The organism is Methylobacterium sp. 1A, assembly GCF_058072805.1.
Map to the genome: position 1 here is coordinate 3,659,865 of NZ_JBYQVE010000001.1, position 24,020 is coordinate 3,683,884.

At 70.4% G+C, this 24,020-nt stretch carries 28 protein-coding genes and 1 tRNA gene; 7 read left to right on the plus strand and 22 right to left on the minus strand.

From position 1 onward, the window contains the following. The first annotated feature begins 59 nt into the window (after nucleotides 1–59). The gene (locus tag ACX9MN_RS17655; protein WP_020095587.1) at nucleotides 60–974 is read left to right on the plus strand and encodes an NAD(P)-dependent oxidoreductase; all 915 of its coding nucleotides are present in this window, start codon (nucleotides 60–62) and stop codon (nucleotides 972–974) included. A 41-nt stretch (nucleotides 975–1,015) separates the two neighbouring features. Here the strand turns inward: ACX9MN_RS17655 and ACX9MN_RS17660 are convergent, their stop codons facing one another. The 5 genes from ACX9MN_RS17660 to cobU all read right to left on the minus strand — a co-directional run bounded on the left by ACX9MN_RS17660 (nucleotide 1,016) and on the right by cobU (nucleotide 5,338). Then, nucleotides 1,016–1,192, minus strand: a complete 177-nt coding sequence (locus ACX9MN_RS17660; protein ID WP_010687019.1) for a hypothetical protein — start codon at nucleotides 1,190–1,192, stop codon at nucleotides 1,016–1,018. 101 nt (nucleotides 1,193–1,293) lie between these two features. After that, nucleotides 1,294–2,640: an MFS transporter gene (locus tag ACX9MN_RS17665; protein ID WP_020095589.1), complete on the minus strand. Its 1,347-nt coding sequence runs from the start codon at nucleotides 2,638–2,640 to the stop codon at nucleotides 1,294–1,296. Between the two features lie 78 nt (nucleotides 2,641–2,718). After that, nucleotides 2,719–4,161, minus strand: coding sequence for a cobyric acid synthase (locus ACX9MN_RS17670; RefSeq protein WP_020095590.1), 1,443 nt, complete (start codon nucleotides 4,159–4,161; stop codon nucleotides 2,719–2,721). 35 nt (nucleotides 4,162–4,196) lie between these two features. Further along, nucleotides 4,197–4,799: a cob(I)yrinic acid a,c-diamide adenosyltransferase gene (gene cobO / locus ACX9MN_RS17675; protein ID WP_020095591.1), complete on the minus strand. Its 603-nt coding sequence runs from the start codon at nucleotides 4,797–4,799 to the stop codon at nucleotides 4,197–4,199. Beyond that, the gene (cobU, locus tag ACX9MN_RS17680) at nucleotides 4,796–5,338 is read right to left on the minus strand and encodes a bifunctional adenosylcobinamide kinase/adenosylcobinamide-phosphate guanylyltransferase (RefSeq protein ID WP_026605311.1); all 543 of its coding nucleotides are present in this window, start codon (nucleotides 5,336–5,338) and stop codon (nucleotides 4,796–4,798) included. Before cobU ends, cobO begins: the two co-directional genes overlap by 4 nt. 162 nt (nucleotides 5,339–5,500) lie before the next feature. On the opposite strand from cobU, the gene ACX9MN_RS17685 reads away from it, so the two are divergent. After that, nucleotides 5,501–5,576, plus strand: a tRNA-Glu gene (locus tag ACX9MN_RS17685). A 276-nt stretch (nucleotides 5,577–5,852) separates the two neighbouring features. Here ACX9MN_RS17685 and atzD read toward each other — a convergent pair. Beyond that, nucleotides 5,853–6,959 carry a cyanuric acid amidohydrolase gene (gene atzD / locus ACX9MN_RS17690; protein WP_026605312.1) on the minus strand — a complete coding sequence of 369 codons (1,107 nt, stop codon included), beginning with the start codon at nucleotides 6,957–6,959 and terminating at the stop codon, nucleotides 5,853–5,855. 331 nt (nucleotides 6,960–7,290) lie between these two features. Between atzD and ACX9MN_RS17695 the strand changes: the two genes are divergently transcribed. Further along, nucleotides 7,291–7,452: a hypothetical protein gene (locus ACX9MN_RS17695; RefSeq protein WP_020095594.1), complete on the plus strand. Its 162-nt coding sequence runs from the start codon at nucleotides 7,291–7,293 to the stop codon at nucleotides 7,450–7,452. A 9-nt stretch (nucleotides 7,453–7,461) separates the two neighbouring features. Here ACX9MN_RS17695 and ACX9MN_RS17700 read toward each other — a convergent pair whose 3' ends face one another. Further along, nucleotides 7,462–8,406 (minus strand): LysR family transcriptional regulator, encoded by a 945-nt coding sequence (locus tag ACX9MN_RS17700; RefSeq protein WP_020095595.1) that lies wholly within the window; start codon nucleotides 8,404–8,406, stop codon nucleotides 7,462–7,464. A gap of 243 nt (nucleotides 8,407–8,649) precedes the next feature. Between ACX9MN_RS17700 and ACX9MN_RS17705 the strand changes: the two genes are divergently transcribed. Then, nucleotides 8,650–9,090: a hypothetical protein gene (locus ACX9MN_RS17705; RefSeq protein ID WP_020095597.1), complete on the plus strand. Its 441-nt coding sequence runs from the start codon at nucleotides 8,650–8,652 to the stop codon at nucleotides 9,088–9,090. Nucleotides 9,091–9,172: 82 nt separating this feature from the next. Then, nucleotides 9,173–9,661: a DUF302 domain-containing protein gene (locus tag ACX9MN_RS17710; protein ID WP_020095598.1), complete on the plus strand. Its 489-nt coding sequence runs from the start codon at nucleotides 9,173–9,175 to the stop codon at nucleotides 9,659–9,661. Between the two features lie 257 nt (nucleotides 9,662–9,918). Here ACX9MN_RS17710 and ACX9MN_RS17715 read toward each other — a convergent pair whose 3' ends face one another. The 10 genes from ACX9MN_RS17715 to ACX9MN_RS17760 form a co-directional block, all read right to left on the minus strand. Then, nucleotides 9,919–10,605 carry a zinc metallopeptidase gene (locus tag ACX9MN_RS17715; RefSeq protein ID WP_020095599.1) on the minus strand — a complete coding sequence of 229 codons (687 nt, stop codon included), beginning with the start codon at nucleotides 10,603–10,605 and terminating at the stop codon, nucleotides 9,919–9,921. A 175-nt stretch (nucleotides 10,606–10,780) separates the two neighbouring features. After that, nucleotides 10,781–11,572 (minus strand): sulfur oxidation c-type cytochrome SoxA, encoded by a 792-nt coding sequence (gene soxA / locus ACX9MN_RS17720; protein WP_020095600.1) that lies wholly within the window; start codon nucleotides 11,570–11,572, stop codon nucleotides 10,781–10,783. Between the two features lie 9 nt (nucleotides 11,573–11,581). Next, nucleotides 11,582–11,902 carry a thiosulfate oxidation carrier complex protein SoxZ gene (locus tag ACX9MN_RS17725; RefSeq protein WP_020095601.1) on the minus strand — a complete coding sequence of 107 codons (321 nt, stop codon included), beginning with the start codon at nucleotides 11,900–11,902 and terminating at the stop codon, nucleotides 11,582–11,584. A 5-nt stretch (nucleotides 11,903–11,907) separates the two neighbouring features. Next, a complete protein-coding gene (locus ACX9MN_RS17730; RefSeq protein WP_020095602.1) occupies nucleotides 11,908–12,360 on the minus strand; it encodes a SoxY-related AACIE arm protein in 453 nt (150 codons plus the stop codon). 29 nt (nucleotides 12,361–12,389) lie between these two features. Then, nucleotides 12,390–12,836 carry a sulfur oxidation c-type cytochrome SoxX gene (gene soxX / locus ACX9MN_RS17735; RefSeq protein ID WP_331327687.1) on the minus strand — a complete coding sequence of 149 codons (447 nt, stop codon included), beginning with the start codon at nucleotides 12,834–12,836 and terminating at the stop codon, nucleotides 12,390–12,392. A 20-nt stretch (nucleotides 12,837–12,856) separates the two neighbouring features. Then, nucleotides 12,857–14,116: an NAD(P)/FAD-dependent oxidoreductase gene (locus ACX9MN_RS17740; RefSeq protein WP_020095604.1), complete on the minus strand. Its 1,260-nt coding sequence runs from the start codon at nucleotides 14,114–14,116 to the stop codon at nucleotides 12,857–12,859. Beyond that, a complete protein-coding gene (locus ACX9MN_RS17745; RefSeq protein ID WP_020095605.1) occupies nucleotides 14,116–14,400 on the minus strand; it encodes a c-type cytochrome in 285 nt (94 codons plus the stop codon). Before ACX9MN_RS17745 ends, ACX9MN_RS17740 begins: the two co-directional genes overlap by 1 nt. Before the next feature lie 5 nt (nucleotides 14,401–14,405). Beyond that, nucleotides 14,406–16,601, minus strand: a complete 2,196-nt coding sequence (locus ACX9MN_RS17750; RefSeq protein WP_020095606.1) for a xanthine dehydrogenase family protein molybdopterin-binding subunit — start codon at nucleotides 16,599–16,601, stop codon at nucleotides 14,406–14,408. A gap of 14 nt (nucleotides 16,602–16,615) precedes the next feature. Next, complete coding sequence (locus ACX9MN_RS17755) at nucleotides 16,616–17,077, minus strand: (2Fe-2S)-binding protein (protein ID WP_020095607.1); 462 nt, start codon at nucleotides 17,075–17,077, stop codon at nucleotides 16,616–16,618. Nucleotides 17,078–17,761: 684 nt separating this feature from the next. Beyond that, nucleotides 17,762–18,784: an IS110 family RNA-guided transposase gene (locus tag ACX9MN_RS17760; RefSeq protein ID WP_020096599.1), complete on the minus strand. Its 1,023-nt coding sequence runs from the start codon at nucleotides 18,782–18,784 to the stop codon at nucleotides 17,762–17,764. A gap of 432 nt (nucleotides 18,785–19,216) precedes the next feature. On the opposite strand from ACX9MN_RS17760, the gene ACX9MN_RS17765 reads away from it, so the two are divergent. Both ACX9MN_RS17765 and ACX9MN_RS17770 read left to right on the plus strand, forming a co-directional pair. Beyond that, a complete protein-coding gene (locus ACX9MN_RS17765; RefSeq protein WP_234080782.1) occupies nucleotides 19,217–19,363 on the plus strand; it encodes a hypothetical protein in 147 nt (48 codons plus the stop codon). Nucleotides 19,364–19,920: 557 nt separating this feature from the next. Further along, entirely contained in the window at nucleotides 19,921–20,277 is a 357-nt protein-coding gene (locus ACX9MN_RS17770; protein ID WP_043713697.1) for a hypothetical protein, read from the plus strand. Here ACX9MN_RS17770 and ACX9MN_RS17775 read toward each other — a convergent pair. The 5 genes from ACX9MN_RS17775 to csgH form a co-directional block, all read right to left on the minus strand. Further along, on the minus strand, nucleotides 20,271–21,266 hold the full coding sequence (locus tag ACX9MN_RS17775; RefSeq protein WP_331326876.1) for a transglycosylase SLT domain-containing protein: 996 nt from the start codon (nucleotides 21,264–21,266) through the stop codon (nucleotides 20,271–20,273). The genes ACX9MN_RS17770 and ACX9MN_RS17775 overlap by 7 nt on opposite strands. A gap of 6 nt (nucleotides 21,267–21,272) precedes the next feature. After that, a complete protein-coding gene (locus ACX9MN_RS17780; protein WP_331326875.1) occupies nucleotides 21,273–22,175 on the minus strand; it encodes a CsgG/HfaB family protein in 903 nt (300 codons plus the stop codon). Between the two features lie 122 nt (nucleotides 22,176–22,297). After that, nucleotides 22,298–22,792, minus strand: a complete 495-nt coding sequence (locus ACX9MN_RS17785; protein WP_020096496.1) for a curli assembly protein CsgF — start codon at nucleotides 22,790–22,792, stop codon at nucleotides 22,298–22,300. A gap of 4 nt (nucleotides 22,793–22,796) precedes the next feature. Further along, entirely contained in the window at nucleotides 22,797–23,330 is a 534-nt protein-coding gene (locus ACX9MN_RS17790; RefSeq protein WP_020096497.1) for a hypothetical protein, read from the minus strand. 279 nt (nucleotides 23,331–23,609) lie between these two features. After that, nucleotides 23,610–23,930, minus strand: coding sequence for a curli-like amyloid fiber formation chaperone CsgH (gene csgH / locus ACX9MN_RS17795; protein ID WP_139257071.1), 321 nt, complete (start codon nucleotides 23,928–23,930; stop codon nucleotides 23,610–23,612). Between the last annotated feature and the right edge of the window lie 90 nt (nucleotides 23,931–24,020).

Sequence of the window (24,020 nt, forward strand, 5' to 3'; positions counted from 1 at the left end):
GGCACGGCCCGCGCACCGGACGCATCGTGGCCGGACGGGGCAGGATGAGGGAGACGCCGATGCGTGCCGTGTTCGTGGATGCCAGCGAGACCCTGGCGGCGGTGGCCCGGCGGCTGCTGCGGCCGGACGATCCGCCCTTCGCGGTCCACGCGGATCCCGGAATCGCGCCGCAGGACCTGCCCGCGATCCTCGACGGCGCCGAGACCGCGGTGATCGACCACACCGCCCTCCCCCTCGACGTGGCCCGGGCCTGCGCGGGCCTGAAGCACGTCGTGTTCCTCGGCACCGGCGCCCGCAGCTACATGGACCCGGAGGCGCTCCGGGACGCCCTCGGCGTCACCGTCCACACCATCAAGGGCTACGGCGACACCGCGGTCGCCGAGTGCGCCTTCGCGCTGATGTGGGCCGCCGCCCGCGGCCTGCCCGAGATGGACCGGGCGATGCGCGCCGGATCCTGGCTGCGCACCGAGGGGATCCAGCTCACCGGCAAGACCGTCGGCCTCGTCGGGTTCGGCGGGATCGCGGCCGAGATGGCGCGCCTCTGCCGGGGCGTGGGCATGCGGGTGCTCGCCTGGAACCGGACCCCGAAGACCCATCCCGGCGTCGACTTCGTCCCGCTCGACCGCCTGCTCGCCAAGAGCGACGTGGTCTCGCTCCACCTGCTCCTGACCGACGCGACGCGCGGCTTCCTGTCGGCCGCGCGGATCGCCGCGATGAAGCCCGGCGCGATGCTGATCAACACCGCCCGCGGGGCGGTGCTCGACGAGGACGCCCTGGTCGCGGCCCTGCGCACCGGCCACGTGGCGCGGGCCGGGCTCGACGTGTTCACCGTCGAGCCCCTGCCGCCGGATCACCCGCTGGCGCACCTGCCCAGCGTCACCCTGTCGGCGCACTCGGCGTTCCGCACGCCCGAGGCGAGCGACAACCTGATCGGCGCCGCCCTCGACCATTGCCGGCGGATCGCCGCCGGCTGACAGCTGCGCCGCGGGAGCGGCCGCCCCGGTGCTCGGCTCTCCTAGTGCTCGGTGCCCTGCATGTTCGGGCGCGGCTCGCCGCCGTGGTGGTGGATCACGCTGGAGCGCTCCGGGCTCCCCTTCGCGTCGGCGACCTGCTTCCGGGCCGCGGCGGCCAGGAACCAGATGCCGCCGAGCGTCCCGAAGGCGAGGATCATGAGCGGAAATCCCTGACTCATCGCGGTGCCCTCCTCGACGATGGCCCGCGGGCTTGCGGGTCTGCATCATCCTGCCGGTCATGCCGGCCTGAGGAAGGATAACGCACGAATCCGGACCGTGTTCAGGCCGGTCTCGCGGCCGTCGGCACCGCCCGCCGCGCCGCGTCGCGGCGCAGGGCGGAGAGCACCACGAACATGAGGCCGGCCCCCACGGCGAGGCAGGCGGCCAGGAACAGCATCGGCACGAGGTCGCTCTGGGTCTGGTCGCGGATGAACGGTACGGCGTTCTGGGCGACGAAGCCGCCGAGATTGCCGACCGAATTGATCGCCGCGATCCCGGCGGCCGCCGAGGCACCGCGCAGGAATGTCCCGGGCATCGACCAGAAGACCGGCTGGGCGGCGAAGGTCCCGGCCGCGGCCACGCACAGGCAGGCGAACTTCACGGCGTTGCCCGGCAGGACGACGGAGAGCGCGAGGCCCGCCGCCCCGACCAGCGCCGGCCCGACCACGTGCCAGGTCAGGGCGTTGCCCTGCGCCCCCGTGCGGGCGGCGTGGCGCGGCACCCACCACAGGGCGAAGGCCGTGGCGAGCCACGGGATGATGTTGAGGAAGCCGTTGGTGAGGTTCGAGACGCCGAAGCCCTTGACCACGGTGGGGAGCCAGTAGCCCAGGCCGTAGGCGGCGAGCGGCAGGGAAACGTAGACCCCGGCGAGCATCAGCACCCGCCGGTCGAGGAGCGCCGCGAACGGGTTGCCGTGGTCGACGTGGCCGCCGTCCTCGCGCTCGGCCCGGAGCGTGCGGGCGAGCCAGTCGCGCTGGGCCTGCGACAGCCAGGGGGCGGTCTCGGGGCCGTCCGGCAGGACGAACAGCACCACCGCGGCCATGAGGATCGCCGGCGCGCCGGTGGCCAGGAACACCCACTGCCAGCCCTGGAGGCCGAGGAGCCCGTCGAGACCCAGCAGCGCGCCGCCGATCGCCGCACCGACCGCGTTGGCGATGGCGCTGGCGATCATGAACCAGCCGATCATCCGCGCCCGGTGCGCTTGCGGGAACCACAGGGTCAGGGCGAACAGCACGCCGGGGAAGAAGCCGGCCTCCGCGGCGCCGAGCAGGAAGCGCAGCACGTAGAACATCGCCGTGCCCTGGGTGAAGCCCAGCAGGACGGTGACGATCCCCCAGGTGATCATGATCCGGGCGAACCAGATCCGCGCGCCGACCCGCTCCAGGAAGACGTTGGCCGGCACCTCGAACAGGAAGTAGCCGAGAAAGAACAGCGAGGCCCCGAGCCCGTAGGCGGTCTCGGAGAGGCCGAGGCTGCCGACCATCTCCAGCTTGGCGTAGGAGACGTTCTGCCGGTCGATATAGGCGATCAGGTAGAGCAGGCCGAGGAGCGGCATCAGCCGCAGGGTCACGGTCCGGACGGTGCTCGCGGCGAGATCCTCCCCGGCGGGGGACGGCGTGGGCGGCATGGGGCGTTCCTCCGGGGGCGTGCGGCCCTTCGTGGCGGGGCCGGCATAACACAGAGTAATCCCTGGCCCGCGCCCCGCCTACCGGGCAAGCGCCAGGAGGCGGTCGCAGTCGACATGGGCCGCGATGTGTCGCGCGAGGCCGTCCAGCGCCGCCTCGACCCCGGCCTCGTAGCCGGCGCCCGCCGAGGCGGTGCCCAGGCGCGCGAGCCACGCCGCCCGCTGGGCGTCGTCGGCGAAGAGGCCGTGCACGTAGGTCCCGGCCACGCGCCCGTCCGCCGAGACCGCCCCGTCCGGGCGCCCGTCGGCGAGGCGCAGCAGCGGCCGGTCCGCGTCGGGGCCCTCCGTCGCGCCGATATGCATCTCGTAGCCGGCGAACGGCACGCCGTCGGGCAGGCTCGTGCCGGTGACGGCGGCGAGGCGCTTCTCCGGCGTCATCACGGTGTCGACGGCGAGGAGCCCGAGGCCCGGCACCGTCCGGGGCGCCCCCTCGATCCCGTGCGGGTCGGCGAGGCTGTTGCCCAGCATCTGGTAGCCGCCGCACAGGCCGAGCACCCGGCCGCCCCGGCGGACATGGGCGCGCAGGTCGACGTCCCAGCCCTCCCGGCGGAAAGCCTCCAGGTCGTCGATCGTGGTCTTGGAGCCCGGCAGCAGCACGAGGGCGGCCCCGGCGGGGATCGGCGTTCCGGGCCGGACCAGCACCACCGACACGTTCGGCTCCGCCCGCAGCGGGTCGAGATCGTCGAAATTGGCGATGCGCGGCAGCACCGGCACCGCCACCGTGACGGAGCCGGCCCCGCGCGGGTCCGAGCCGGCGAGGCCCAGCACGTCCTCGGCCGGCAGGCGCGCGGCGTCGGGGAAGTGCGGCACGAGGCCGAGCGCCGGCCAGCCGGTCCGCTCGGCGATCAGCCGCATCCCGTCGGCGAACAGGCTCGGATCGCCGCGGAACCGGTTGACGAGGAAGCCGGCGACCATCGCGGCGTCCGCCGGGTCGATCACCGCCTTCGTGCCGACGAGGCTCGCGATCACCCCGCCCCGGTCGATGTCGCCGACCAGCACCACCGGCGTGTCGGTGGCCCGGGCGAAGCCCATATTGGCGATGTCGCCCGCGCGCAGGTTTATTTCCGACGCCGAGCCCGCGCCTTCGACCAGAACCAAGTCGGCCTCGTCCGCGAGCTGGGAGAAGCTGTCGAGGACGGCGGACATCAGCCGGGGCTTCCAGGCTTGGTAGTCGCGCGCCTTCACGGTGGCGACCATCCGGCCCTGCACGACCACCTGGGAGCCGACCTCGCTCTGCGGCTTCAGCAGGACCGGGTTCATGTGCACGGAGGGTGTCACCCGGGCGGCCCGGGCCTGGAGCGCCTGCGCCCGGCCGATCTCGCCGCCGTCGGCGGTGACGGCGGCGTTGTTCGACATGTTCTGCGGCTTGAACGGCCGGACCCTCAGGCCCCGCTCCGTGAAGGCGCGCGCGAGCCCCGCCACGATCAGGGACTTGCCGACATCGGAGCCGGTGCCCTGGATCATCAGGGCCTTCCTGGGCGCCGTCGCGCGCGGCGGGCTCAGAACTCGATCCCTTCCTGCGCCTTCACGCCGGCGGCGAAGTGGTGCTTGACGCTGCCCATCTCGGTGACGAGGTCGGCGGCCTCGATCAGGGCGGGCTTGGCGTTGCGGCCGGTGACGACGACGTGCAGGTCCGGCCGGCGCGCGCGCAGGGCGGCCAGCACCGCGCCGAGGTCGAGATAGTCGTAGCGCAGCGCGATGTTGAGCTCGTCGAGGACGAGCAGGCGGATCGCGGGATCGGCCATCAGGCCCTCGGCGACTGCCCAGGCGTGGCGGCAGGCGGCGATGTCCCGGGCCTTGTCCTGGGTCTCCCAGGTGAAGCCCTCCCCGAGGGTGTGCCACACGACCCTCTCGCCGAAGGCCGCCACGGCGTGGCGCTCGCCGGTGTCCCAGCCGCCCTTGATGAACTGCACCATGCCGACCCGCCAGCCGCGGCCGAGCGCCCGCAGCATCAGCCCCAGGGCCGCCGTGCTCTTGCCCTTGCCGGGGCCGGTATGGACGAGGAGCAGGCCCTTCTCGAGGGTTTTGCCCGCGACCTCGGCGTCCTGGACCGCCTTGCGCTTCTCCATCTTCTCGCGGTGGCGCGCGGCGTCGTCGCTCATGCGGAGGCTCCTGTCTCAGAGGTTCGCGGCTTCACCACCAGCGGCAGGCCGGCCACGGTCAGGACGACCCGGTCGGCCCGCGCGGCGAGCTGCTGGTGGAGGCGGCCGGCGGCGTCGCGGAATCGCCGGGCGAGGGCGTTGTCGGGGACGATCCCGAGCCCGACCTCGTTGCCGACCAGCACGAGCGGGCCCGGGACGTCGGCGCAGGCAGCGATGAGCCGCGCCGTCGCCTCCGCCACGTCGGCCTCCGCCAGGATCAGGTTGGTGAGCCAGAGCGTGAGGCAGTCGACCAGGACCGGTCCCTCGGCCTCGGCGACCGCCTCCGGCAGGGCGAGCGGCACGTCGCGGGTGCGCCAGGCGCCGCCGCGCCGCGCGCGGTGCTGGGCGATGCGGTCGACCATCTCGTCGTCGAAGGCCTGGGCGGTGGCGAGATAGAGCCACGGGCCGGGGCAGGCTTCGATCAGCCCCTCCGCGTAGGCGCTCTTGCCAGACCGCGCCCCGCCGAGGACGAGGGTCATGCGAGGGGTGGGCTGGGGCATGGCTCTCCATCGCCCCAACCCGGTGCGCGGTCAAACCCAGGACCGACAGTGTCAGGGTCTGTGACCTCAGGACCTGCAAACTCGGGACCTGTGGCACCTGTGCCGCGCCTGGACGGTTGCCGGGCGTCTCCGGTCCGACTATAGAACCCCGGCCCAGCCAGAGCGCCCTTCGTCTAGCGGTCCAGGACGTCGCCCTTTCACGGCGAAAACACGGGTTCGATTCCCGTAGGGCGCGCCAACAAAATCAAGCGCTTGGCTGCATCTGGCGGCCTGCCTAGCTTCTCTTGGGAAAAATTCGCGGCGAAATGGCTCCTGCCGTGTCCCCGTGGCTTGGCCTGTTCCTCATCGCCCTTGAATGCGCAGGCCGATTTCGCTGTTGCGGCCTTGCGCCCACTCTCGCAGCCTGATTTTCACCAACGGGCGGTTGCAGAGGGCCGGTGCAGGGCACCGGTCGAACGGCTTTGTCCCTGACTCTCGGCAATGCGGGCGCACTTCTGCTTCCCCGCTCCCGGCTTCAGTCCCTCACGCGGGCGATGACCGCTACCGGGCCGCCGCCATCCGGCCCCTGATGCTCAGCGCCGCCGGAGACGAAGAGGTCCGTCCGGCCGATCGCCGCGGCGGCCACGCCGCCGACCAGGGCGCGGGCGTGCCGGGTGGCGTTGATGTCGCTGTCGTCGTTCATGATGTGGCGCCGTCCCCGGATCAGGCCGTCATGGGAGGGCTCCGCTTTGGCGAGCAGGGCGATCACGCGCTCCGCCTCAGGAGGCGGCAACTGCCCCGCCTCCAGGAAGCCGAGGTCGGTGAGCACCCGCCGAATCGCGGACAGGTCGATGCCGTCGTCCATGACCCGGTGGGCGATGGCGAGCGGGCCGGTCCAGCCCTGGGCGTTGCCGAGCACGATGATCTCGTTGCGCATCAGCTCGATCCCCGCCGAGCAACTGGCGCGGCCGGAGAAGAGATCGCGTCGGGTGCCGATGGCGGAATCCGCGAGATGTTCGCGGTCGACCTCTCCTAGGGCGAGCGCGATGCCGAGCGCCGAGGCGCCGCGGGATAAGCCCATCGAGGCGTAGGTGTCGTGTGTGGCGACGCCGTGGCCCCGGGCGGCCGCCTCGGCGATCCGAGCGCTCGTCAGGAGCGGGCACTTCACCTGCACGAAATGCACGTCCGCGGGATCGGTGAGCCCCGCCTCTGCCATGGCCCGGCCGACCGCCGCCGCAGTCGCCTCGACCTGCGCCATCCGGCCGATCTCCTCCGCGCGGAACTCCTGGGTGAAGGCCGTGCCGATGGCGAGCGCCTTGCCCTCCGGCACCGCGGGGCCTTCACGCCGGGCGAGGACGAGGAAGTGCGGCGACAGCCCGCCTTCGGTGCCGCCGGACATGACGAGGGCGATCCGCGCTCCGACCTCCGCCGCCGTACAGCCGAGGGCGGTGGCGAGCGCCGTCTCCAGGGCCATCACCGCGAGCTGCCGGGTGAAGTCATTCACGCAGCCGTTGCCCTCGGTCTTGCCGAAGATCGCGACGATCTCGGTCGCGTCCACCGCCCCGGAGGCGACGAGGCCCATCACCTCGGAGACGTCGGCGGGATGCTGCGCGGGCACGCGGAAGACGAGGCATTCGGGCATGGGGGGACCGGGGTGGAACAAGAAGGGGCGCCGCCCTTCCATTCGGGCGATCCCGTCGTCTGTCCGCGTCCCGCGACGACAGAAACCGGCACGATCGGGTGGCCAGCACGGGCAAGCACAGACCGGACCATCTTCGGAGAATCCCCGAGCCTTCTACTGAGCGGGAGAAGCAACGCGTTGATCGGCTCCCGACGCCGAACCAGCAGGATGGCCCAATCTGTGGTAGAAGCAGATCGTCGCTAGACCACTCCATGCCGCCGTTCCGGTCGCGACCCTGGCTGTGTCGAAACCTCGATGGTGGTAGCTCTGTCCGGCACGCCCGGGGGGCGGCATGGAACGGTTCGTTGTCGGCGCCGAGCGCGATCAGACGACGCTGTTCCCGCCTTATCTCGAAGATCGGATCGCCGAGGACAACCCTGTCCGGGTCGTCGATGCCTTTGCTGCCTCCAGGGGCACCCAAACGGAAAGGTGGCTCAGGGACCGAGAGGCGTGAGGCTACGAGCTACACCGCGTCTTCGCGGGCGCTACCGGCCTCCCGTCCCAGGCGAACCATGACCTCCCGCAGCCAGCGATGGGCGGGATCGCGGTCATAGGAGGCGTGCCACAGCATGGAGATGACGATCTCCCCGGTCGGCACCGGGACGGGGCTCGTCGCCAGGCCGAGTTGGGTCGCGAAGGTGGTGGCCAGCTCGTCGGCCATCGTGGCGATCAAGGGCGCGGCCTGCACGTGAAACGGCACGGTGGCGAAACGCGGCGTCGTCGCCGCCAGCCTCCGCGTCCGGCCCACCTTCGCGAGCGCCTTGTCCACCACCCCCGGGCCGACGCCGGTCAGGTACGTCAGGATGTGCGGGAAGCGGACGAAGTCGTCGAGCGAGAGCGGACCGCTCACGCCGAGCAGCCGGGGATTGAACAGGCTCAGGAAGCCGAAGCGATAGAGGGGCCGCACCTTGTGGTGGACCTGGCCCTCGGAGATCATGCCGACGGCCATGTCGATCCTGTCGGCGTCGAGGTCCCCCAGCACGCTCCCGTAATCGAGGCCGACCAGGTGCAGGCGGATGCCGGGCGCCTCGCAGGCGAGGAACGCGAGCAGGCGCGGGATGAGACGGACCTCGACGCTGCCGGGGATGGCGAGCGTGAAGGACCGCTCGACCTGCGAGGGGGCAAAGTCGTCCTCCCGGAGGACGATGCCCTGGAATTGGCGCAGGGCGGCGCGGACCGGCTCGAGGAGGGCGAGCGACCGCGGTGTCGGGCGCATGCCGTCCGGCGTGCGCGTCAGGAGCTCGTCGCCGAGGAGCCTGCGCAGGCGGGCAAGGCTGCTGCTCATGGCGGATTGCGTGATGCCGACCTTCGCGGCAGCGCGCGTGACGCTGCTCTCGGTCAGGAGTGCGTCCAGCGCCACGACCAAGTTCAGGTCGATGCCCGCGAGGTCACGGTGCTTGATCGTCATGGTCAGGTCCGCCGGTGGCTCGCGACCAGGGTCTCGGCGACCGGACAATGCGGCATCCGACCGAGCGAGACCATCAGGCTTCCGAGCCGCATCGGCCGCGCCATCGCGGCCGTCGAAAACCGAACCATCATTTACGGCGTAGATACTGGGTATCAACCGCATCTGTTTGATGAATACGCCTCCCGGCAGCATCTCCTCCTCATCGAAAGACGGGCCACCCCGTCACACCGAGAGGATCGAGAGATGACCCATCGTACCATCACCCTCACCGCCGCCCTGACGATGACCGTGGCGTCCCTCCTGCCGGCCGCCGCGTCGGAGGTGACCCTCGACACCGCCGCGCACGGCGCCTTCTCCGTCCCCGCCGTCATCGGCGCGGCCCACCATACGCCGGGTCTCGCGCTGAGCGCCGCCGACGTCCGTGCGCAGGGTGGTCACCTCGTACCGGCCCTCACGCGCTGGCAGGAGGCTCGGCCGGCCATCGCCTCCGTCGAGCCCTTCAAGGCGCCCGCCACCATCACCGTGGCCTATCGGAGCCGAGACGTCGCGACGCATGCCGCGCAGGTCCTCAAGCAGGGGGGCTTCGCGACCGCGGGCGTCGTCCGGTGGCTGCCCGACGCGCCTGTTGCGGTCGAGGCCAACACGAACACGGTCAAGCTCGGGTCGCTTGAGGCCATGAACTGAGCGAGCACTCGGACAGGCCGAGGACGAGCAGTCGAGGCCCGCCCGGCGAGCCGCCCGCTGCATGAAGTCAGGAGATCAGATCATGTCCGACCACTTCGCGTCGACCGAAATCGCGGTCGAGCACGTCACCCTTTCCTCGGCCAAGACTTTCGAGGCGGTCCGATCCGCCTTGGAGGCTTCGGTGCCCGTCATCGACCTCGATTACGCCACGCTCCTGAAGGCTGGACGAGTGGACGAGGCGCGCGACCTCCTCGAACGGCAGGCGCCGCTCTCGATCTTCGGCTCCCGAGACCATGGCGACGTGCTGCGCACCGCCGGGTTGAGCCGCAAGGCCGTCCAGTACGACATCGGCAACCCGCTGACGGCCGCGTCGATGACCCGGCACGCCGTTTCTGCCGCCTTGTACGCGCCGATCCGGGTGCTTCTGCGTGAGGATTCCGAGGGTGGCGTCGCCTTCGAGTACGACCGCCCGGTCAGCACCTTCGGCCAGTTCGAGAATCCGCAGGTCGACCGCGTCGCTGGCGAACTCGATGAACTGCTTCGGAGCACGCTCGCCGCGGCCGCCGCGTGAGGTGAGGCGCTCGAGAACGCCGCGGATCGGGGCCGAGTGTCTCCGTTCCGCGGGGCGCGCCGTGACGCGGCAGCTCTGTTCCACGCGCAGTTCCGACGCTTGTTCGGCTTCACGGCAGCTTCGGCCGCGACCAGACCGTCTCAAAGCCACCCCTCCGAGACGTTCGAGCGGTCGTTCGGTGGTGACAGAGGCTGGCTGATCGAAGGCAACCCGCTCACGGCCGAGCAGAGCAGGAGCGGACGCGCGTTTGGTAGGTCTCAGAACCGGAGGAGTCGCCGGAAGCGGGCGATGTTCACGAGCGACACGAGGGACGAGGCCACGTAGGTGAGGGCTGCGGCGCGCAAAACGGTGCGGGCGCCACGCATGTCGTCAGCGTCGAGGAAGCGGCCCGTTTCCAGGATGGGCAGAGCCCGCCGGTAGCTCGCATCGAGCTCGACGGGCAGCGTCAAGAGGTGAAACACGAGGCGAACGCTGAGGAGCGCGATGCCGAACCCGACCTGCAGGGTGAGCAGGGCGGGGGATTTGATGACGGCGAGCATGATGGGCGCGGTCATCATCACCAAGCCTGCGGCAAGCTCGAAGCCCTGCACGACCGGCGCGAAGGTCACCCGCGCCGCGAGCAGCCGGTCTCCCGCCGCGTGCTGGAGCGCGTGGGAGACCTCATGTGCCGCCACCGCGACCGCCGTGATGGAGCGGCCCTCATGGTTCTCCGGCGACAGGCGCACGACGTTCGCGACCGGATCGTAGTGGTCGGCCTGCGCGATCTCGACGGGAACATGCTCGAGCCGTGCCAGGTCGAGCAGATGGCGGGCAAGCTCGCCGCCGGTCCCGGGCAGGTCCGGCCGCTCGGTGGCGTGTTGCCGCATCACCCGGCGCACCCACCACTGGGGGCCGAACACGAGACCGAACAGCAGGGCGGCGCCGAGCGCCAGGAGGATCGGCATACCGGGTATGTAGGCGCGGGGCCGAATCCGTGGAAGCGCGGCGCTGGCTCGACCGCTGGAGCCACAGTCGTGGATCGACTGGTGGCTGAGGCGTTCGCGCTTCGGCCGTCCGGCGGGTCACCGCGGCGGTCGACGAGGTGCGCGCGGCGTCGAACGGTGGCCAGTCCGAGCTCGATCAGGGGCGCACGGCCGGCGTCTCCAGCGGCAGCGGCGCGGCGCGCGTCGCGAGGTAGAGTTCGAGCGCAACATAGTCCGGCGCGCCGTACCCGAAGGGCTCGGCGCGCATGCCGGTGAGGCAGTTGCGCAGGCGCCGTTGCAGCGAGCCGAGACCTTGCCATTCGAGGCGGTAGAGCGGGTAGCCGGTCGGGTGTCCCTGCGGGATCATCGCTGCGCCGAGGCGGTGACCCCGATGGTCGTCGTGGCAGATGGCGCAGGACAGGCCGAGCTGGCCCTGGCGCGTCTCGAACAGCGCGCGACCCGCCGCCCGCGCGGGCTCGAGCCGGGGATCGTCCGGCGGAGCGATCGGCAGCCCGCGGGACTGCACGGCGACGAAGGCCGTGAGCGCCAGCAGGTCGGGGCTCTCGTAGGCGAGGGCCTCGGAGCCCTGATGCTCGCGGCGGCACGCGTTGACGCGAGACTGGAGGTCGATGGGCCTGCCCGTCCGCGCGTCCCAAGCGGGATAGCGTGCCGCGACGCCCCGCATCGTGGACGAGGCCTCGCCGTGGCAGCCGGCGCAGGCGAGTCCCCCGGAGATGGGCGCCTTCGCCCAGAGGTCCTCCCCGTCCGCGACCGCGAGCATGCCGGGATTGGCCCCGTCGTCCCGCTGCATCGCCTGGATCTCGGGGCTCATCTGGTCGAAGCCCGAGCGTCGCTCGGCCGGCGGGACTGGCTCCGACCGCGCGAGAGGGCTGGAGAGGAGCAGCGCCACGAGCGCCGTCTGCAGCGGGGAGCTCGAGCGGCGCGGCACGGCGGAGACTCAGGCCACGGTGATCGCCGCGGATTCGGTCTGATCGAAGCCGCCATCGCCGCGCCACGTGAAGCTGAAGCGGCCGCTGCGCGTCGCGACCCAGGTGAAGGTCAGGTAGGGGTTGGCCGCCGAAGCGGGAAACAGCTCGGCCCGGAAGATCTCCTCGTCCTCGAAGCGGCAGACGAAGTCCGTCACGATGTTGCGCGGCAGGATCCGGCCGTCGGCACCGGGGCGGAAGCCCGTCTCCATCGGGTGCGAGATCAGGGTCCTGATCGTGATCGTGTCGCCGGGCTCGGCGGTCTTCGGCAGGTTGATCAGCGTGCGGGCCATCGGGGTCAGCCCTCCAGGCAGGCGGCGAGGGTCACGATGGCATCGGCGCTCGCCGACCAGTAGGTCCCGTCGCTCATCTCGGCGATGGCGGTGATGCGCTGCGTGTCGGCGAGCCGGATGCGTGTCGAGACCTGCGCGCGGCCGGCGCCCGGCCGCAGGTGGACCGTCACGACGTTCGGCTGCGGGTTCCTCTCGTTGAACACCCCGATCCGGCGCACGTGCTCCTCGGGCGTCATCGCGCTCTCGACGGCGACGGTGAGCGGCACCGTGTTGCCGTTCTCCACGAGCGGCGGCAGGTCGAGGGTCACCCGGCCCGGTCGGATCGGGTTGTCACCCGCGAAGCGTCGGATGGCGGATTCCGTCGTTTCCGTGCGCGGGAGCGTCGCCGCGGCGGCGGGGCGCAGCGCGACGGCGAGCGCGGTGCCGACAGCCCCGGCGAGCACACCGCGCCGGTCCATCGAACGCGCGCTCCGACTCCTGTGCCTGCTCATCGACCTTCCTCGGGACCCGCCTCGCGCAGCGTCGCCAGGAAGGCGACGACATCCTCGATCTCGGCCGCGCTCAGGATCGGCCGCCCCTGCCACGGCCGCCCCACGCGGGTGAGCCCGGTCAGGCTATAGTACGGTGGCATGATCGTCTCCGGGTTCAAGACCCGTCCGTCCACCAGCCGCAGGCGCAGCTGACCCGAGCCCAGCCGCCCGCCGACGCCCGCGAGATCCGGGGCGAGGTTGCCCTGCAACCGCTCCTCCGGGAAGGGCCCGGTATGGCAGAGAAGGCAGAGCCCGCGGGTCCGGTCCACGACGATGGCCCGGCCGCGCGCGGCATCGCCCGGCGCGCCGGTCAGGCTCTCGGGGATGGCGTCGCCGACGATCGCGGTGGGGACCAGGCCCTCCCCGGCCTGCGCCGGCGGGGCGGCGACTGCCAGCACGAGCATGGCGGCCACGCGGCCTTCCCTCATCCGAACACGTCCCGGGTGATCGTCCGGTACCAGCTCTCGCCGTAGGCCGCCTCCTGCGCGCGCACCGCGTCGGGCGCGTCGAGGGGGCTGATACCGCCGGCTCCCGGAACGTCCGCCAGGAGTCCGTCGGTCGGGCGGAAGACGCCCGCGATCGAGATGCCGTTGCCCGGTGCGACGAGGCTCCAGCAGGTGTTGATGAGCCTCGGGCTCTCGGGCTCCCGTCCGGCCATCAGGTCGATCACCGCCTGCGCGCAGACTTTGGCCTGCGCGTTCGCCGAGAAGGCGGATTTCGGCATCGCCCCTGCGATCGCCGCGTCGCCGATGACATGGATGCCCGGCACGAGGCGCGATTCGAAGGTCACCGGATCGATCGGGCACCAGCCGCTGCGGTCGGCGCAGCCGGCCTGCGCCGCGATGGGGCCGGCGCGCTGGGGCGGGATGATGCACGCCACATCGGCCTTGTACTCGGCGAAGTCCGTGCGAACGACCATCGCGGCGGCGTCGACTTCCGTGACCGCACCGCCCGAGGCGAGCGGCACGTATTCGAGCACGTCCGGGTACAGCTTCGCCCAGGCCGCCTCGAACAGTTTCTGCTTCGAGAACGTGTCCTTGGCGTCGAGCAGGACGAGCTTCGCCTTCGGCTTCCGGGTCTTCAGGAAATGCGCGATCAGGCTCGCGCGCTCGTAGGGGCCGGGCGGGCAGCGATACGGGTTGGCGGGTGCCGAGAGGACCACCGTGCCGCCCTCCGGCATGGCCTCGAGCTGGCGGGCGAGGAGCACCGTCTGCGCCCCGGCCTTCCAGGCATGCGGCATCGCCTCGGCGGCCTTCGCGTCGTAGCCCGGCACGGCGTCGAAGCGCAGCGCGATGCCCGGCGAGAGCACCAGGCGGTCGTAGGGCAGGACTGTGCCGTCGCCGAGCGTCACCCGGCGCGCCACAGGGTCGACCGCATCCGCCGTTCCGCGCACGAAGCGGAGCCGAGCCCGGCCGAGGGCCTCGTAGCCGAAGGTCTGGGCCTCGATCCCGCGCAGGCCAACGACGACCGCGTTGCTGCCCGTGCAGGCGACATAGCGCTCGGCCGCCTCGACCAGGGTCACGTCGACGCCGCCCGCGGCGAGGCAGCGCGCCGCCGTGGCACCCCCGAACCCGGCGCCCACGACCACGACGCGCGGCGCTGTGCCACCGAGGGCCGGGCGCGCCAGCGCGGCGGCCGCGGCTCCGCCGATCAGGGCGCGGCGGGTCGGAGAAGGAGCGCGCATCACCGCGATCCCTGCGCCGCGAACCAGGCGGCGATGGCCTGGCTCTCCTGCGCGCCGAACCCCTTGGCGATGCGGTTCATGAGCGTCGCCGGGCGCGCGCCGGTCCGGAAGGCCTCGAGGGCGCCGACGATCTCGGCTTCCGGCCGCCCCGCGAGCACGCCCATCGCGGAGCCCTCGGCGTGGCATCCGGTGCAGGACGAGGCGCCGGGCGGCGGCCGCATCTCGGCGGCGCCCGCGCCCGTTCCCCCGGCGAGGGCGGCGAGCAGCGCGAGCGCCGGCGTCATCGCCCTCATGCCCGGCGGAGATCCGTGTCCTTCAGCGGAAGCTGGCGGACGCGCTTGCCGGTCGCAGCGAAGATCGCGTTGAGCACGGCCGGCGCGGCGACCGCGATCGTCGGCTCGCCGACACCGCCCCAGAAACCGCCGGACGGCATCAGGATGGCCTCGACCGCCGGCATCGCGTCCATCCGCATCACGGGATAGCTGTCGAAGTTCGTCTGCTCGATGCGCCCGTCCTTCACCGTGCAGGCGCCGTACAGCGCGGCCGAGAGACCGTAGACGAAGGAGCCCGCCACCTGCGCGTCGATCTGCTGCGGGTTGACCGCGTGGCCGGGGTCGGTCGCCGCCACGATACGGTGGATCTTCAGCTCGCCCCGGTCGGAGACCGAGACCTCGGCCGCGCCCGCGACGTAGCTCCCGAACCCCATCGTCTGGCAGATGCCGCGGTAGACCCCCTCGGGCGGCTTGCTGGCCCATCCGATCCGCTCGGCCACCGCCTGCAGCACGGCCCGGTGCTTCGGGTGGTTGTCCATCAGCTTCAGCCGGAAGGCGAGCGGGTCCTGGCCGGCGGCGTGGGCCAGCTCGTCCATGAAGCATTCGAGATAGATGGCGTTCGGGTTCAGGTTCACGCCCCGCCAGAAGCCCGGCAGGATGTGCGGGTTGCGCATCGCGTGGTCGACCAGGATGTTGGGGATCGTGTAGCCGATCGCGGCCTCCGGACCTCCGGGGTTGAGACCCTGGAAGGTGACCGGGTCGCGGCCCTCGACCATGCGCTGGGGGGCGACCGAGGCCAGGATCGACTGGCCGGAGATGCGCATGTGCAGGCCGGTCAGGTTGCCGTCCCCGTCGAGGGCGGCGCGCATCCGGCACTGCGTGACCGGGTGGTACCGGCCATGCGTCATGTCCTCCTCGCGGGTCCAGATCAGCTTGACCGGCGTGCCCGGCATCTCCCTAGCGATGAGCACCGCCTGACGCACCCAGTCGTGCGTGGCGCCGCGCCGGCCGAAGCCGCCGCCGAGATGGATCTTGTAGACCTCGCACGACGTGGCCGGCAGCCCGGCGGCGTCGGCGGTCGCGGCCAGAGCCGCCTCGCCGTTCTGCGTCGGCGTCCAGACCTCGCAGCGCTCCGGCGTCCAGAGCGCGGTGGCATTCATCGGCTCCATCGTGGCGTGATTCTGGAACGGTACGCCGTAGACGGCCTCCACCACCTTGGCGGCGCCCTTGAGGGCGCCGGCCACATCGCCGGCCTTGTTGCCGACGAAGGCCTGCTCGGCGTCGAGTCCCTCGCGCAGGGTCGCCGCGATGGTCTCGCTGGAAACCATCGCGTTCGGTCCCTCGTCCCAGGCGACCGGCAGGGCGTCGAGGGCGGTCTTGGCGCGCCAGAACGTGTCGGCCACCACCGCGACCGCGCTGTCGCCGACCTGGAGCACTCTTCGGACACCGGGCATGCCCGACACAGCCGCGGCGTCGAAGCTCCTCACGCTGCCGCCGGTCACCGGACAGTCGCGGATCGCGGCGTTGAGCAGGCCGGGCAGCTTGAGATCGATCCCGTAGACCTGGCTGCCGTCGAGCTTGGGCAGGGTGTCGAGCCGCTTCAGCGGCTTGCCGGCGATGGTCCAGTCCTTCGGATCCTTGAGCACCACGTCCTTCGGCGGCTCGATCCTGGCCGCCTCCGCGGCGACGGCGCCGTAAGTGATGCTGCGGCCGGAGGAGCCGTGGGTGATCACGCCCCGCTCGACACGGCACTCGGCGGCGGGTACGCCCCAGCCCTTCGCGGCGGCGGCAACGAGCATCGTGCGGGCGGCGGCGCCGCCTCTTCGCACGTACTCGTGAGAATCGCGCACGCCGCGGCTGCCGCCAGTCGAGTAATCACCCCAGACGCGCTTGCGGGCGAGGTTCTGGCCCGGGCTCGGATACTCGGTGGTGACCCTGGCCCAGTCGCAGTCGAGCTCCTCGGCGACGAGTTGCGCGAGGCCGGTGAGCGTGCCCTGGCCCATCTCCGAACGGGCGATGCGAATGACCACGGTCTCGTCCGGCTTCACCACGACCCAGGCATTGACCTCCGGCGCGGTGGGCGCCGCGTCGAGGGTTGCAGCCCGTGCGGGGAACGGGATGTGGAAGCCGAGGGTGAAGAGACCAGCGCCGGCGAGCAGCGTGCGGCGGCTGGGGCGGGCAGCCTTCGGGGAGGCCTTGGATTCGAGGCTCATCTGCTCGTCCCCCGTCAGCCGGACTGGCCGCGCTCGGCGGCGATCTTGATGCCGGCGAGCACACGGTTGTAGGTGCCGCAGCGGCAGATGTTGGTGATCTCCTGGCGGATCTGCTCCTCGCTCGGACGCGCGTTCTGCGCCAGCAGCGCCGCCGAAGCCATGATCATCCCGGGCTGGCAGAAGCCGCATTGCGGCACGTCGAGCTCGGCCCAGGCTTGCTGGACCGGATGGCGGGCATCCGGCGCTAGCCCCTCGATCGTGACGATCTTCTGCCCCGCCTCGATCGCCGAGAGCGGCACGGAGCAGGAGCGGACGGCCGCCCCGTCGATATGCACGGTGCAGGCGCCGCATTGGGCGATGCCGCAACCGTACTTGGTGCCGGTCAAACCGATCTGCTCGCGGATGACCCAGAGGAGCGGGGTGTCGGCCTCGGCATCGACCTCACGCACGACGCCGTTGACGTTCAGTCGTGCCATCTGACCCCTCTCCCGAACGAGATTATGTATCCAGTATCCTCAAAGCGGGGGAGGCCTCAAGGGAGGGCGTGAGCGACCGTCGGCAGCAGCCATCCGGCGCTCGGACAGGTCGACGTCTGCGACCCGAAGGCGCCAAGGCTCTTGAGGCCCAAGGCGTGACCTCTCCTGCCATCGAACCGACTTCCCGCAGATCCCGGCCGCCGTCAGCTGGATCGGAACCGAGCACCATGCTGTGCCCGCTGGCCTGACGCTGCTCTCCGAGCGGATCGACGCGCATCCTCCCAGCCACACGCCTCTGCTCGACACCTTCAACGATGCTTCGCGTACATCTGAAGACCATCATCCACCGCGAGACGATGTCCGCTTCCGGGATACCGGCGCTGATCGCCGAATGGCCGTGACGAGCGCGAAGCCGAATGCCCGTGTGTGGACGCCCCATCGGATTCAAGGGGGTGTTGGAGAGATTTGTGCGCGCAGGATCAGGTGCTGCCGTGTGTCCGGCCTGTTGATGCAGCCTTCATCACGGCTGCTGGCCTGTATGGAGAGCGCGGATCGGGTCCAAGTCGCTTTGGCGCGCTCGAGGCGCTTGGCCATTCACTGGTTTTCCCGACCCCGTCTTCTGACCGTTGCGCCATACCTCTCGACTGACCTTCCCTGCCTCCCTGACGCCTCAGGCCGTGGCGATCACGCCGTGGCCGGAGCTCTGTAGGAGCCGCCATGGGCCATCAAGGCCCAGACGATCCTCGCCATCTTGTTCGCAAGGGCGACGGTGATCAGCATGCGCGGCTTGCGCGACAGCATGCCGGCCAACCATGCCCCAGCTTTATCGGGATCACGCGCCGCGACCTTGGTCGCAGAACTCGCGCCCAGGATCAGCAACCGTCGCAGGCTGCGCTCGCCCATCTTGGTCGTTCGCCCCAGCCGCTCCTTGCCGCCGCTGGAGTGTTGCCGCGGGACGAGACCGAGCCAAGCCGCAAAGTCGCGCCCGCGGCGGAAGGTACTGGCGGCCGGTGCCAGAGCCACGAGTGCGGTCGCGATCACCGGGCCGACACCCGGTATCGTCATCAGCCGCTTGGCCACGGCATCGTCCTTCGCGCGTTGGGCGATCTCGCGGTCGAGAAGTGCGATCTGCGCCTGGAGCGCCTCCAGGCTGCCCGCAATGATGGCCAAGGCCGGCCTTGCCTCGGCCGGCACGTCAGATGTGGGGTCGCGGACGATCGCCACGAGCTGGCCTACGTGCCCGACACCTTGGCGAACGACGTACCCGAACTCCGTGAGGTGCCCGCGCAGTGCATTGATCAATTGGGTCCGCTGACGCACGAGCAGGTCGCGCGTACGGAACACCACTGCGGAGGCCTGGGCCTGCGCGCTCTTTCCCTGAACGAACCGCATCGTCGGCCGCTGCGCCGCCTCGCAGATCGCCTCAGCATCGGCCATGTCGTTCTTCTGCCGCTTCACGAACGGCTTCACGTAGGCTGGCGGGATGAGCCGCGTTTCGTGGCCTGCCAAAGCTATCTCACGGGCCCAGTAATGAGCGCTGGCGCATGCTTCCATAGCAACCACGCAACGCGGAAGTGTCGAGAAGAACGTCAGCACCTGATCACGCCGCAGCTTCTTGCGGAAAACGACGACACCGCTCGTATCCGCGCCGTGAACCTGGAAAACTGATTTCGCCAGATCGATCCCGACTGTGCTAACCTCACCCATGGACGCCTCCTGCAGTGGTGTTGCAACACCTCCACTCTGGCACATCGATGCCGTCAGGGGGCGTCCACCCCTACGGTTTTGCGAGTGACAGTTATCGGTTGAGGCGAAATCTGGCCGAAAGCCGCCGGTCCGCTTCCGGGAAGGAACGCCAGAAAAGGCGGACGGCCTTCTATCTACCCCGATCAGACACAACAGTTTACCATCCGGTGAGCCGAGAGCGGGCAACCTCTCACCGCTTCGCTCTGGTGCCGTCGTGCACGTCTCCGCAGGGCATCAGCGTGGACGTGGCCGCCCCCGTTCCACCTACCTGTTCTGCAAGTCGGATGGATCGCGGGTGGATGACCTGAAGAAGGCGTTCGGAGGAGCCTGCTGCCGGGTGGGATCGAGTACTTCCGCTTCCATGACCTGCGGCACAGCTTCGCCAGTTGGTTCGTGCAGGACGGTGGGGATCTCTACGGCCTCAGCCGGATCCTAGGCCATGCCAAGCATCAGATGACGGCGCGATGTGGTCATCTGTGGACCGAGGATTTGCACGAGGAGCTTGAGCGTGTGGCCGAACGGCTGTCACGCAAAGGGTAACAGGAACTCCGAACGGAAGCTGACGGATCGTCGGTGATAGTAGTGTAAGACTATCCGGGATGATGGGCCAAGCCGTTGATCTACAAAGGTCTAAAATAATCCGAGATAATCGGTAGGAATGGCGCGCCATTCCTCGTCACTCCGAGCTGTTCCGGACGAACAGATCCTTCTCCTTGGGTCCGTACGGTCGCCGCGCTTAACCGCTCGGGTCAACATCGGTTCCGTTCTATCTGCGCCGGCGTAACGGCCGAGGGCTCCGTCATCAGCGGGGCGCACCAGTCGTTCACCCTCCGGCTGTCAGCCCATTCCGAACTCGCGCTCAGGGCAGCGCGATCGAGGGCGCTCTGCACATATGCCGGCGATGCACCGAGCAGGATGAGACGGCATCGGCCGGGCGCAGATCGTCGGCAGAAACCTCGAAATTTGATCTGATGCGCGGTTCTATGGCGGAAAGCAGCAGTTCGGAACTGGTTGATCGAGCCATTGTTCTGTTAGGTGTCAATGAATGTGGGTTCGGGCCGGTGTGGCGCCTCGCCTGCACGCCCGCGAGGTTCGTCATGCCGGGATCGAGATTGAGGGTGGTCGTGCTCGGCGTCGCATCCTTCTGGTGCGCCACGGGCGTCCTGGCACAAGGTGCCCCCGTCCCGAACGTCAACGACTGTACCTTCATCCGCGACCCGACGGCGCTCCGCGATTGCATCGAGCTCTACGAAGGCCAGCGCCTCGCGCCCGGCCCGCGGCCGGCGGCCTTCCAGCAGTCGCCCGTGATCGACCAATCCCTGCTCGACGCGGCGGGCCCGATCCCGGCGACCGGCGTGTCCCGGCGCGGGAAGCGGCGCAAGCTTCGGCAGAGTCGCCGGCCGGCCACACCGGCCCAGGCCGTCCAGGTCGAGCAGCTGGCGCCGCCTCAGTAGACCGCCTGGACCAGACAGGTGCGTCCCTGCCCGTTCAGGACCGCACAGAGGGCCTGCTCGGATCGCGGTTGCTGCGACTGAGCCGACAGGCGCCTAGCCCCCCGCTTGGCTGACCGGTCGCTCGCAGCCGCCATGCTGCGCGTGACCGGTCGCGCCTCGAACACGGGCGAAGGGCGCGCCGTGGGATCGGCGGCCCAGCCCGCGACCGGGCCGAAACCGCGAGGGTTCGAGAAGAGCGACGGGGCGCTCAGGAAGGACCGGCCGCTCTCCGCCGCCCATTCCTCGACGGTGCGGCCGGTGATCCGGACCACGTAGTCGCGCGTCTCGGTGGGCATGCCCGAGCGACCCTCGAGCCAACTGCGCACCCGCTGCGGCCCGGCATTGTAGGCCGCCGCGGCCAATCCGAGATTGCCGAAGCGCACCCTGTGTTCCCGCAGCAGCTCGGCTGATTTCGGGATTGCCTCCAGCGGATCGAACGGGTTGCGCAGGCCGCGCTCCGCGGCGGTTCCCGGCATGAACTGGGCGATGCCGAGCGCCCCCACTGGGCTCACGGCGTTGGGATTGAGGCCGCTCTCCTGGCGCAGCAGGCGCAGGAAGAAGTCGCCGGGCAGGCCGTTGGCGGCGGCCGCGGCGATGATCAGGGCGTGCATCCCGTCCCCGGCCTGCGGGAACAGCAGGGCGGTCGCCTCGATCGGCCGGAACGCGCCGCGGCCCAGAATCATCAGGTCGGCGTTCACCGGCGCGATGATCGGTGACGCCGGTCCGTCCGCGTGCCCGTCCGGCAGTCCGAGCGGCGGCGGCGCCGCGATCGGCGCGAAGGGCGTGAGGGCGGCGACCTCCGGGACCGCCGGGCTCCGGGCCGTGCTGGAGGCTCGCGAGGCGATCACCGGCGTCAGGGCGCCGGACACGACGAGGCAGAGGGCCAGCGTGCCTCGCACGCCCTTCCGGCGGCGGCCGAACATGTGCGTCGGTGCGACGGGCAGGCTCATGGCCGATCAGGACTTCACCACCAGCGGGCCCGCCGCCACCGTCGGTCCCGGAACCTCAAGGGGCGTCGGCCGATCGCGAGCGAGATACTCGCCGACGAGACGGGTGCCGAGCACCGGGTCGCGGAAGCGCCACAGCTTCTTGCGGCTGCCCTCAATGATCGTCGCGTAGACGGCGAGGTCGATCGCCTCGCGCACTGCCATCTGGGTCGGCTCGTTCCGGGTCAAGCCCGCCTCGACCTGGAGCAGCTTGGCCACCGCGACGTAGCGGTAGGCGTTGGCGTTGAGGGCGACCGAGTAGATCGTCTTCGTCACCGTGACGCTGTTGAGCACCTCGCCGCTCTGCACGGAGACGATGCGCATCGCCACCGTCACCTCGTCGCGCCGGTACTTGGTGTCGCCGCCGATACCCAGGAGGTTGGCGCCGGCGCCGCCCGTGACCGTGTTGGCGTCGTAGCCGATGATGCCGCCCTCGACGATCAGGCCCGCGAAGCGGATCGGCGGCAGCGGCTTCGCGTCCGTGCCCTCGAATTCCTGGCGGGTCGCCCGGATCAGCTGCCGCTCCTGCAGCAGGTTGGCGAGGCCGGTGCGCTCGACCACCGAGAACCATTGGCCCCGCCCGGCGCGCCGCAGCGCGTCGACCACGAAGGCGCCGCCGCCCTGGGTGACGGCGCGGGAATACTCGGCGATGTTGTCGTTCGGCTTATTCTGGCCGGTCAGGTCCGGGAAATTGTAGATCGCGATGTCGATCTTGCGGGTCGGCGGCGGCAGCGTCTCGAGATTGAGATCGGTGGGGGAAGGCGGCGTGACCACGGGCGCCTGCGCGAGCAGCTCGCGCTCCCACGGGGCGCAGGCGGCCAAGCCCGCGCAGAGCAGCGCGGCGGCGGCCAAGCTCTTCAGAATGCTACGCACGGGCCACCCCGTCTCCGTTCCGCTTCGGCGCTCCGGCCTCCCGCGCGCCCGCCGGGGCGGGCGACGAGAGGCCGGAGCCGGCTCCGCCTTCGATGCTCGACAATCATCGCTGCGCGCCGCGCTCAGGGCGCGCCCAAGAGCGGTGTCGCGCCACTCGAGCCGCCCACGGCCGCGGTCGCAGGGACGACGATGGTGGTGGTCGACTGGCCGTCGAAGATCTGGAGCTGGATATTGCCGCCCAGGCGCTGGAAGGTCACCTGCGATCCGCCGAAGCTGTAGCTACCGCTCTGCTGGGCGTTCTCGCCGAAGAGCGCCTGGGTGATCTGGTTGGCCAGCGAGCTGTAGATCTGCGTCTGCAATTGCTGGGCGAAGATCTGGCCCGGAGTCTTGGTGTTGGCGGCGCTCTGATTGGCCGAGAACAGCTGCTGGTCGCGCTGGGCCGACCGCTGCGCGTCGTTCTGGGCCGCAGCCTGGGCCTGCAGCCAGGAGCCGTTCAGCGGACTTCCTCCGAAGGACGGGTTGACCGGCTGGTAGACAAGGCTGCCCGCCTGGGCGCCCACGACGGCGAGGAGAGCGCAGCCGCAGACGAGCGGCCCGAGGAGACCGGACTGGCGCATGGGACTACCTCTGGGTGACCGAGACGCTGGGGCCGTTGCCGACCCGCGTGATGCTGATCGGCGTGGGGTTGGTCCCCTGCTGCTGCGCCGAGATGGCGTTGTTGTCGCCGCGGACCGTGATGGTCGCCGCCGCGCCGCTGCCGTCTTGCTGGGTCCCGATCGTGTTGGACTGGCCGAAGACCGATACGGCCGACTGGTTGTAGGATCCGGCCTGCTGCTGTGTCACCGTGTTGCGCGAGCCGATCACGTTCTGGACCGCCACGTTCGCGTAGCCCGACATGTCGATCGTGCCCGTATTGCCCGAACCGATCTGCAGGGCGCGGGCCTGGTTGGCCTGCGCCGACTGGGGCGGGCCGCTCGGGTTAAGCAGCAGGATGCCAGACTGATTGCCGAGGATGTAGTCGCTCTCCTGGATCGCCCGCCCGGGAGGGCCAGCGGGGCGCTGAGCGGCCGCCTGGATCTGCTCGATCGCGACGCGCTCCTGCGCCGCAGCTGAGCCGGCCGCACTCGCGACGGCGAGCGGGACGGCAACGAACAACGCTCGACCTGCAGCGCGGCTGCGACGCGTACGGCGCATTATCTGCCTCCCTAGCCCCTTTTGGGCGACCTTAAATCAATGTCCCGCACAGATGTACAGTAACAAGGCTTATCCACACGTGACTACTACTGATATGTGGTGAATTAGACACACCGCTCGAGGATGGAGACTCCATGCGGCTGTCTTCCGTATGAGGCGATGTCAATGGAGCCGCGGTCGCTCGTCCCATCAGGAAGTGACGTAGCCCGACCGACCGCTCTTCAGGGCTCGAACGGCGTGTTACAGATCCTGCGTGCTGTCGTAGGCGCAATCGATTCTGCGGCCGTCCACGTGTACGGAGGCCTCGACACTCAACTGGCCGTCCGGCCGGACGCTGATGGTCAGCTTTCCGACCTCGCGGGTGTCGCCATCGGCGAGGTCAAAGCCGCCGCCCTGCTGCATGGTGGCGGTGCCGGCTGGGTCGATCTTGCGCACGATTAGGTTGTATCGACCTGCGGTCCGGCGCGGCGTTTCGATGCGGAGGCCCAGGCGAGCCACGTCGGCGGAGCGATTCTCGACAACGCGGCAGATAACGGGGGGATCGACGGTGAAGCTGGGCATGATCGGCATCACAGCCGCGGCTGGATTTGTGTCGGTATCGAGCAGGGGGAGGGGCGCTCCTGGTAAGAGCGCCCCTCCCATGGCTCTCAG

What these genes read in the sequence shown, in the direction of transcription:
- cobO (WP_020095591.1), bottom strand. Translation starts at nt 4,799, where the DNA reads ATGAGCGACGACGCCGCGCGCCACCGCGAGAAGATGGAGAAGCGCAAG.
- ACX9MN_RS17740 (WP_020095604.1), bottom strand. Translation starts at nt 14,116, where the DNA reads ATGCGCGCTCCTTCTCCGACCCGCCGCGCCCTGATCGGCGGAGCCGCG.
- ACX9MN_RS17665 (WP_020095589.1), bottom strand. Translation starts at nt 2,640, where the DNA reads ATGCCGCCCACGCCGTCCCCCGCCGGGGAGGATCTCGCCGCGAGCACC.
- ACX9MN_RS17670 (WP_020095590.1), bottom strand. Translation starts at nt 4,161, where the DNA reads ATGATCCAGGGCACCGGCTCCGATGTCGGCAAGTCCCTGATCGTGGCG.
- ACX9MN_RS17750 (WP_020095606.1), bottom strand. Translation starts at nt 16,601, where the DNA reads ATGAGCCTCGAATCCAAGGCCTCCCCGAAGGCTGCCCGCCCCAGCCGC.
- ACX9MN_RS17770 (WP_043713697.1), top strand. Translation starts at nt 19,921, where the DNA reads ATGCCGGGATCGAGATTGAGGGTGGTCGTGCTCGGCGTCGCATCCTTC.
- csgH (WP_139257071.1), bottom strand. Translation starts at nt 23,930, where the DNA reads ATGCCCAGCTTCACCGTCGATCCCCCCGTTATCTGCCGCGTTGTCGAG.
- ACX9MN_RS17760 (WP_020096599.1), bottom strand. Translation starts at nt 18,784, where the DNA reads ATGGGTGAGGTTAGCACAGTCGGGATCGATCTGGCGAAATCAGTTTTC.
- ACX9MN_RS17785 (WP_020096496.1), bottom strand. Translation starts at nt 22,792, where the DNA reads ATGCGCCAGTCCGGTCTCCTCGGGCCGCTCGTCTGCGGCTGCGCTCTC.
- ACX9MN_RS17695 (WP_020095594.1), top strand. Translation starts at nt 7,291, where the DNA reads ATGGAACGGTTCGTTGTCGGCGCCGAGCGCGATCAGACGACGCTGTTC.
- atzD (WP_026605312.1), bottom strand. Translation starts at nt 6,959, where the DNA reads ATGCCCGAATGCCTCGTCTTCCGCGTGCCCGCGCAGCATCCCGCCGAC.
- soxX (WP_331327687.1), bottom strand. Translation starts at nt 12,836, where the DNA reads ATGCTCGTGCTGGCAGTCGCCGCCCCGCCGGCGCAGGCCGGGGAGGGC.
- ACX9MN_RS17710 (WP_020095598.1), top strand. Translation starts at nt 9,173, where the DNA reads ATGTCCGACCACTTCGCGTCGACCGAAATCGCGGTCGAGCACGTCACC.
- cobU (WP_026605311.1), bottom strand. Translation starts at nt 5,338, where the DNA reads ATGCCCCAGCCCACCCCTCGCATGACCCTCGTCCTCGGCGGGGCGCGG.
- ACX9MN_RS17660 (WP_010687019.1), bottom strand. Translation starts at nt 1,192, where the DNA reads ATGAGTCAGGGATTTCCGCTCATGATCCTCGCCTTCGGGACGCTCGGC.
- ACX9MN_RS17755 (WP_020095607.1), bottom strand. Translation starts at nt 17,077, where the DNA reads ATGGCACGACTGAACGTCAACGGCGTCGTGCGTGAGGTCGATGCCGAG.
- ACX9MN_RS17705 (WP_020095597.1), top strand. Translation starts at nt 8,650, where the DNA reads ATGACCCATCGTACCATCACCCTCACCGCCGCCCTGACGATGACCGTG.
- ACX9MN_RS17715 (WP_020095599.1), bottom strand. Translation starts at nt 10,605, where the DNA reads ATGCCGATCCTCCTGGCGCTCGGCGCCGCCCTGCTGTTCGGTCTCGTG.
- ACX9MN_RS17730 (WP_020095602.1), bottom strand. Translation starts at nt 12,360, where the DNA reads ATGGACCGGCGCGGTGTGCTCGCCGGGGCTGTCGGCACCGCGCTCGCC.
- ACX9MN_RS17655 (WP_020095587.1), top strand. Translation starts at nt 60, where the DNA reads ATGCGTGCCGTGTTCGTGGATGCCAGCGAGACCCTGGCGGCGGTGGCC.
- ACX9MN_RS17745 (WP_020095605.1), bottom strand. Translation starts at nt 14,400, where the DNA reads ATGACGCCGGCGCTCGCGCTGCTCGCCGCCCTCGCCGGGGGAACGGGC.
- ACX9MN_RS17775 (WP_331326876.1), bottom strand. Translation starts at nt 21,266, where the DNA reads ATGAGCCTGCCCGTCGCACCGACGCACATGTTCGGCCGCCGCCGGAAG.
- ACX9MN_RS17700 (WP_020095595.1), bottom strand. Translation starts at nt 8,406, where the DNA reads ATGACGATCAAGCACCGTGACCTCGCGGGCATCGACCTGAACTTGGTC.
- ACX9MN_RS17725 (WP_020095601.1), bottom strand. Translation starts at nt 11,902, where the DNA reads ATGGCCCGCACGCTGATCAACCTGCCGAAGACCGCCGAGCCCGGCGAC.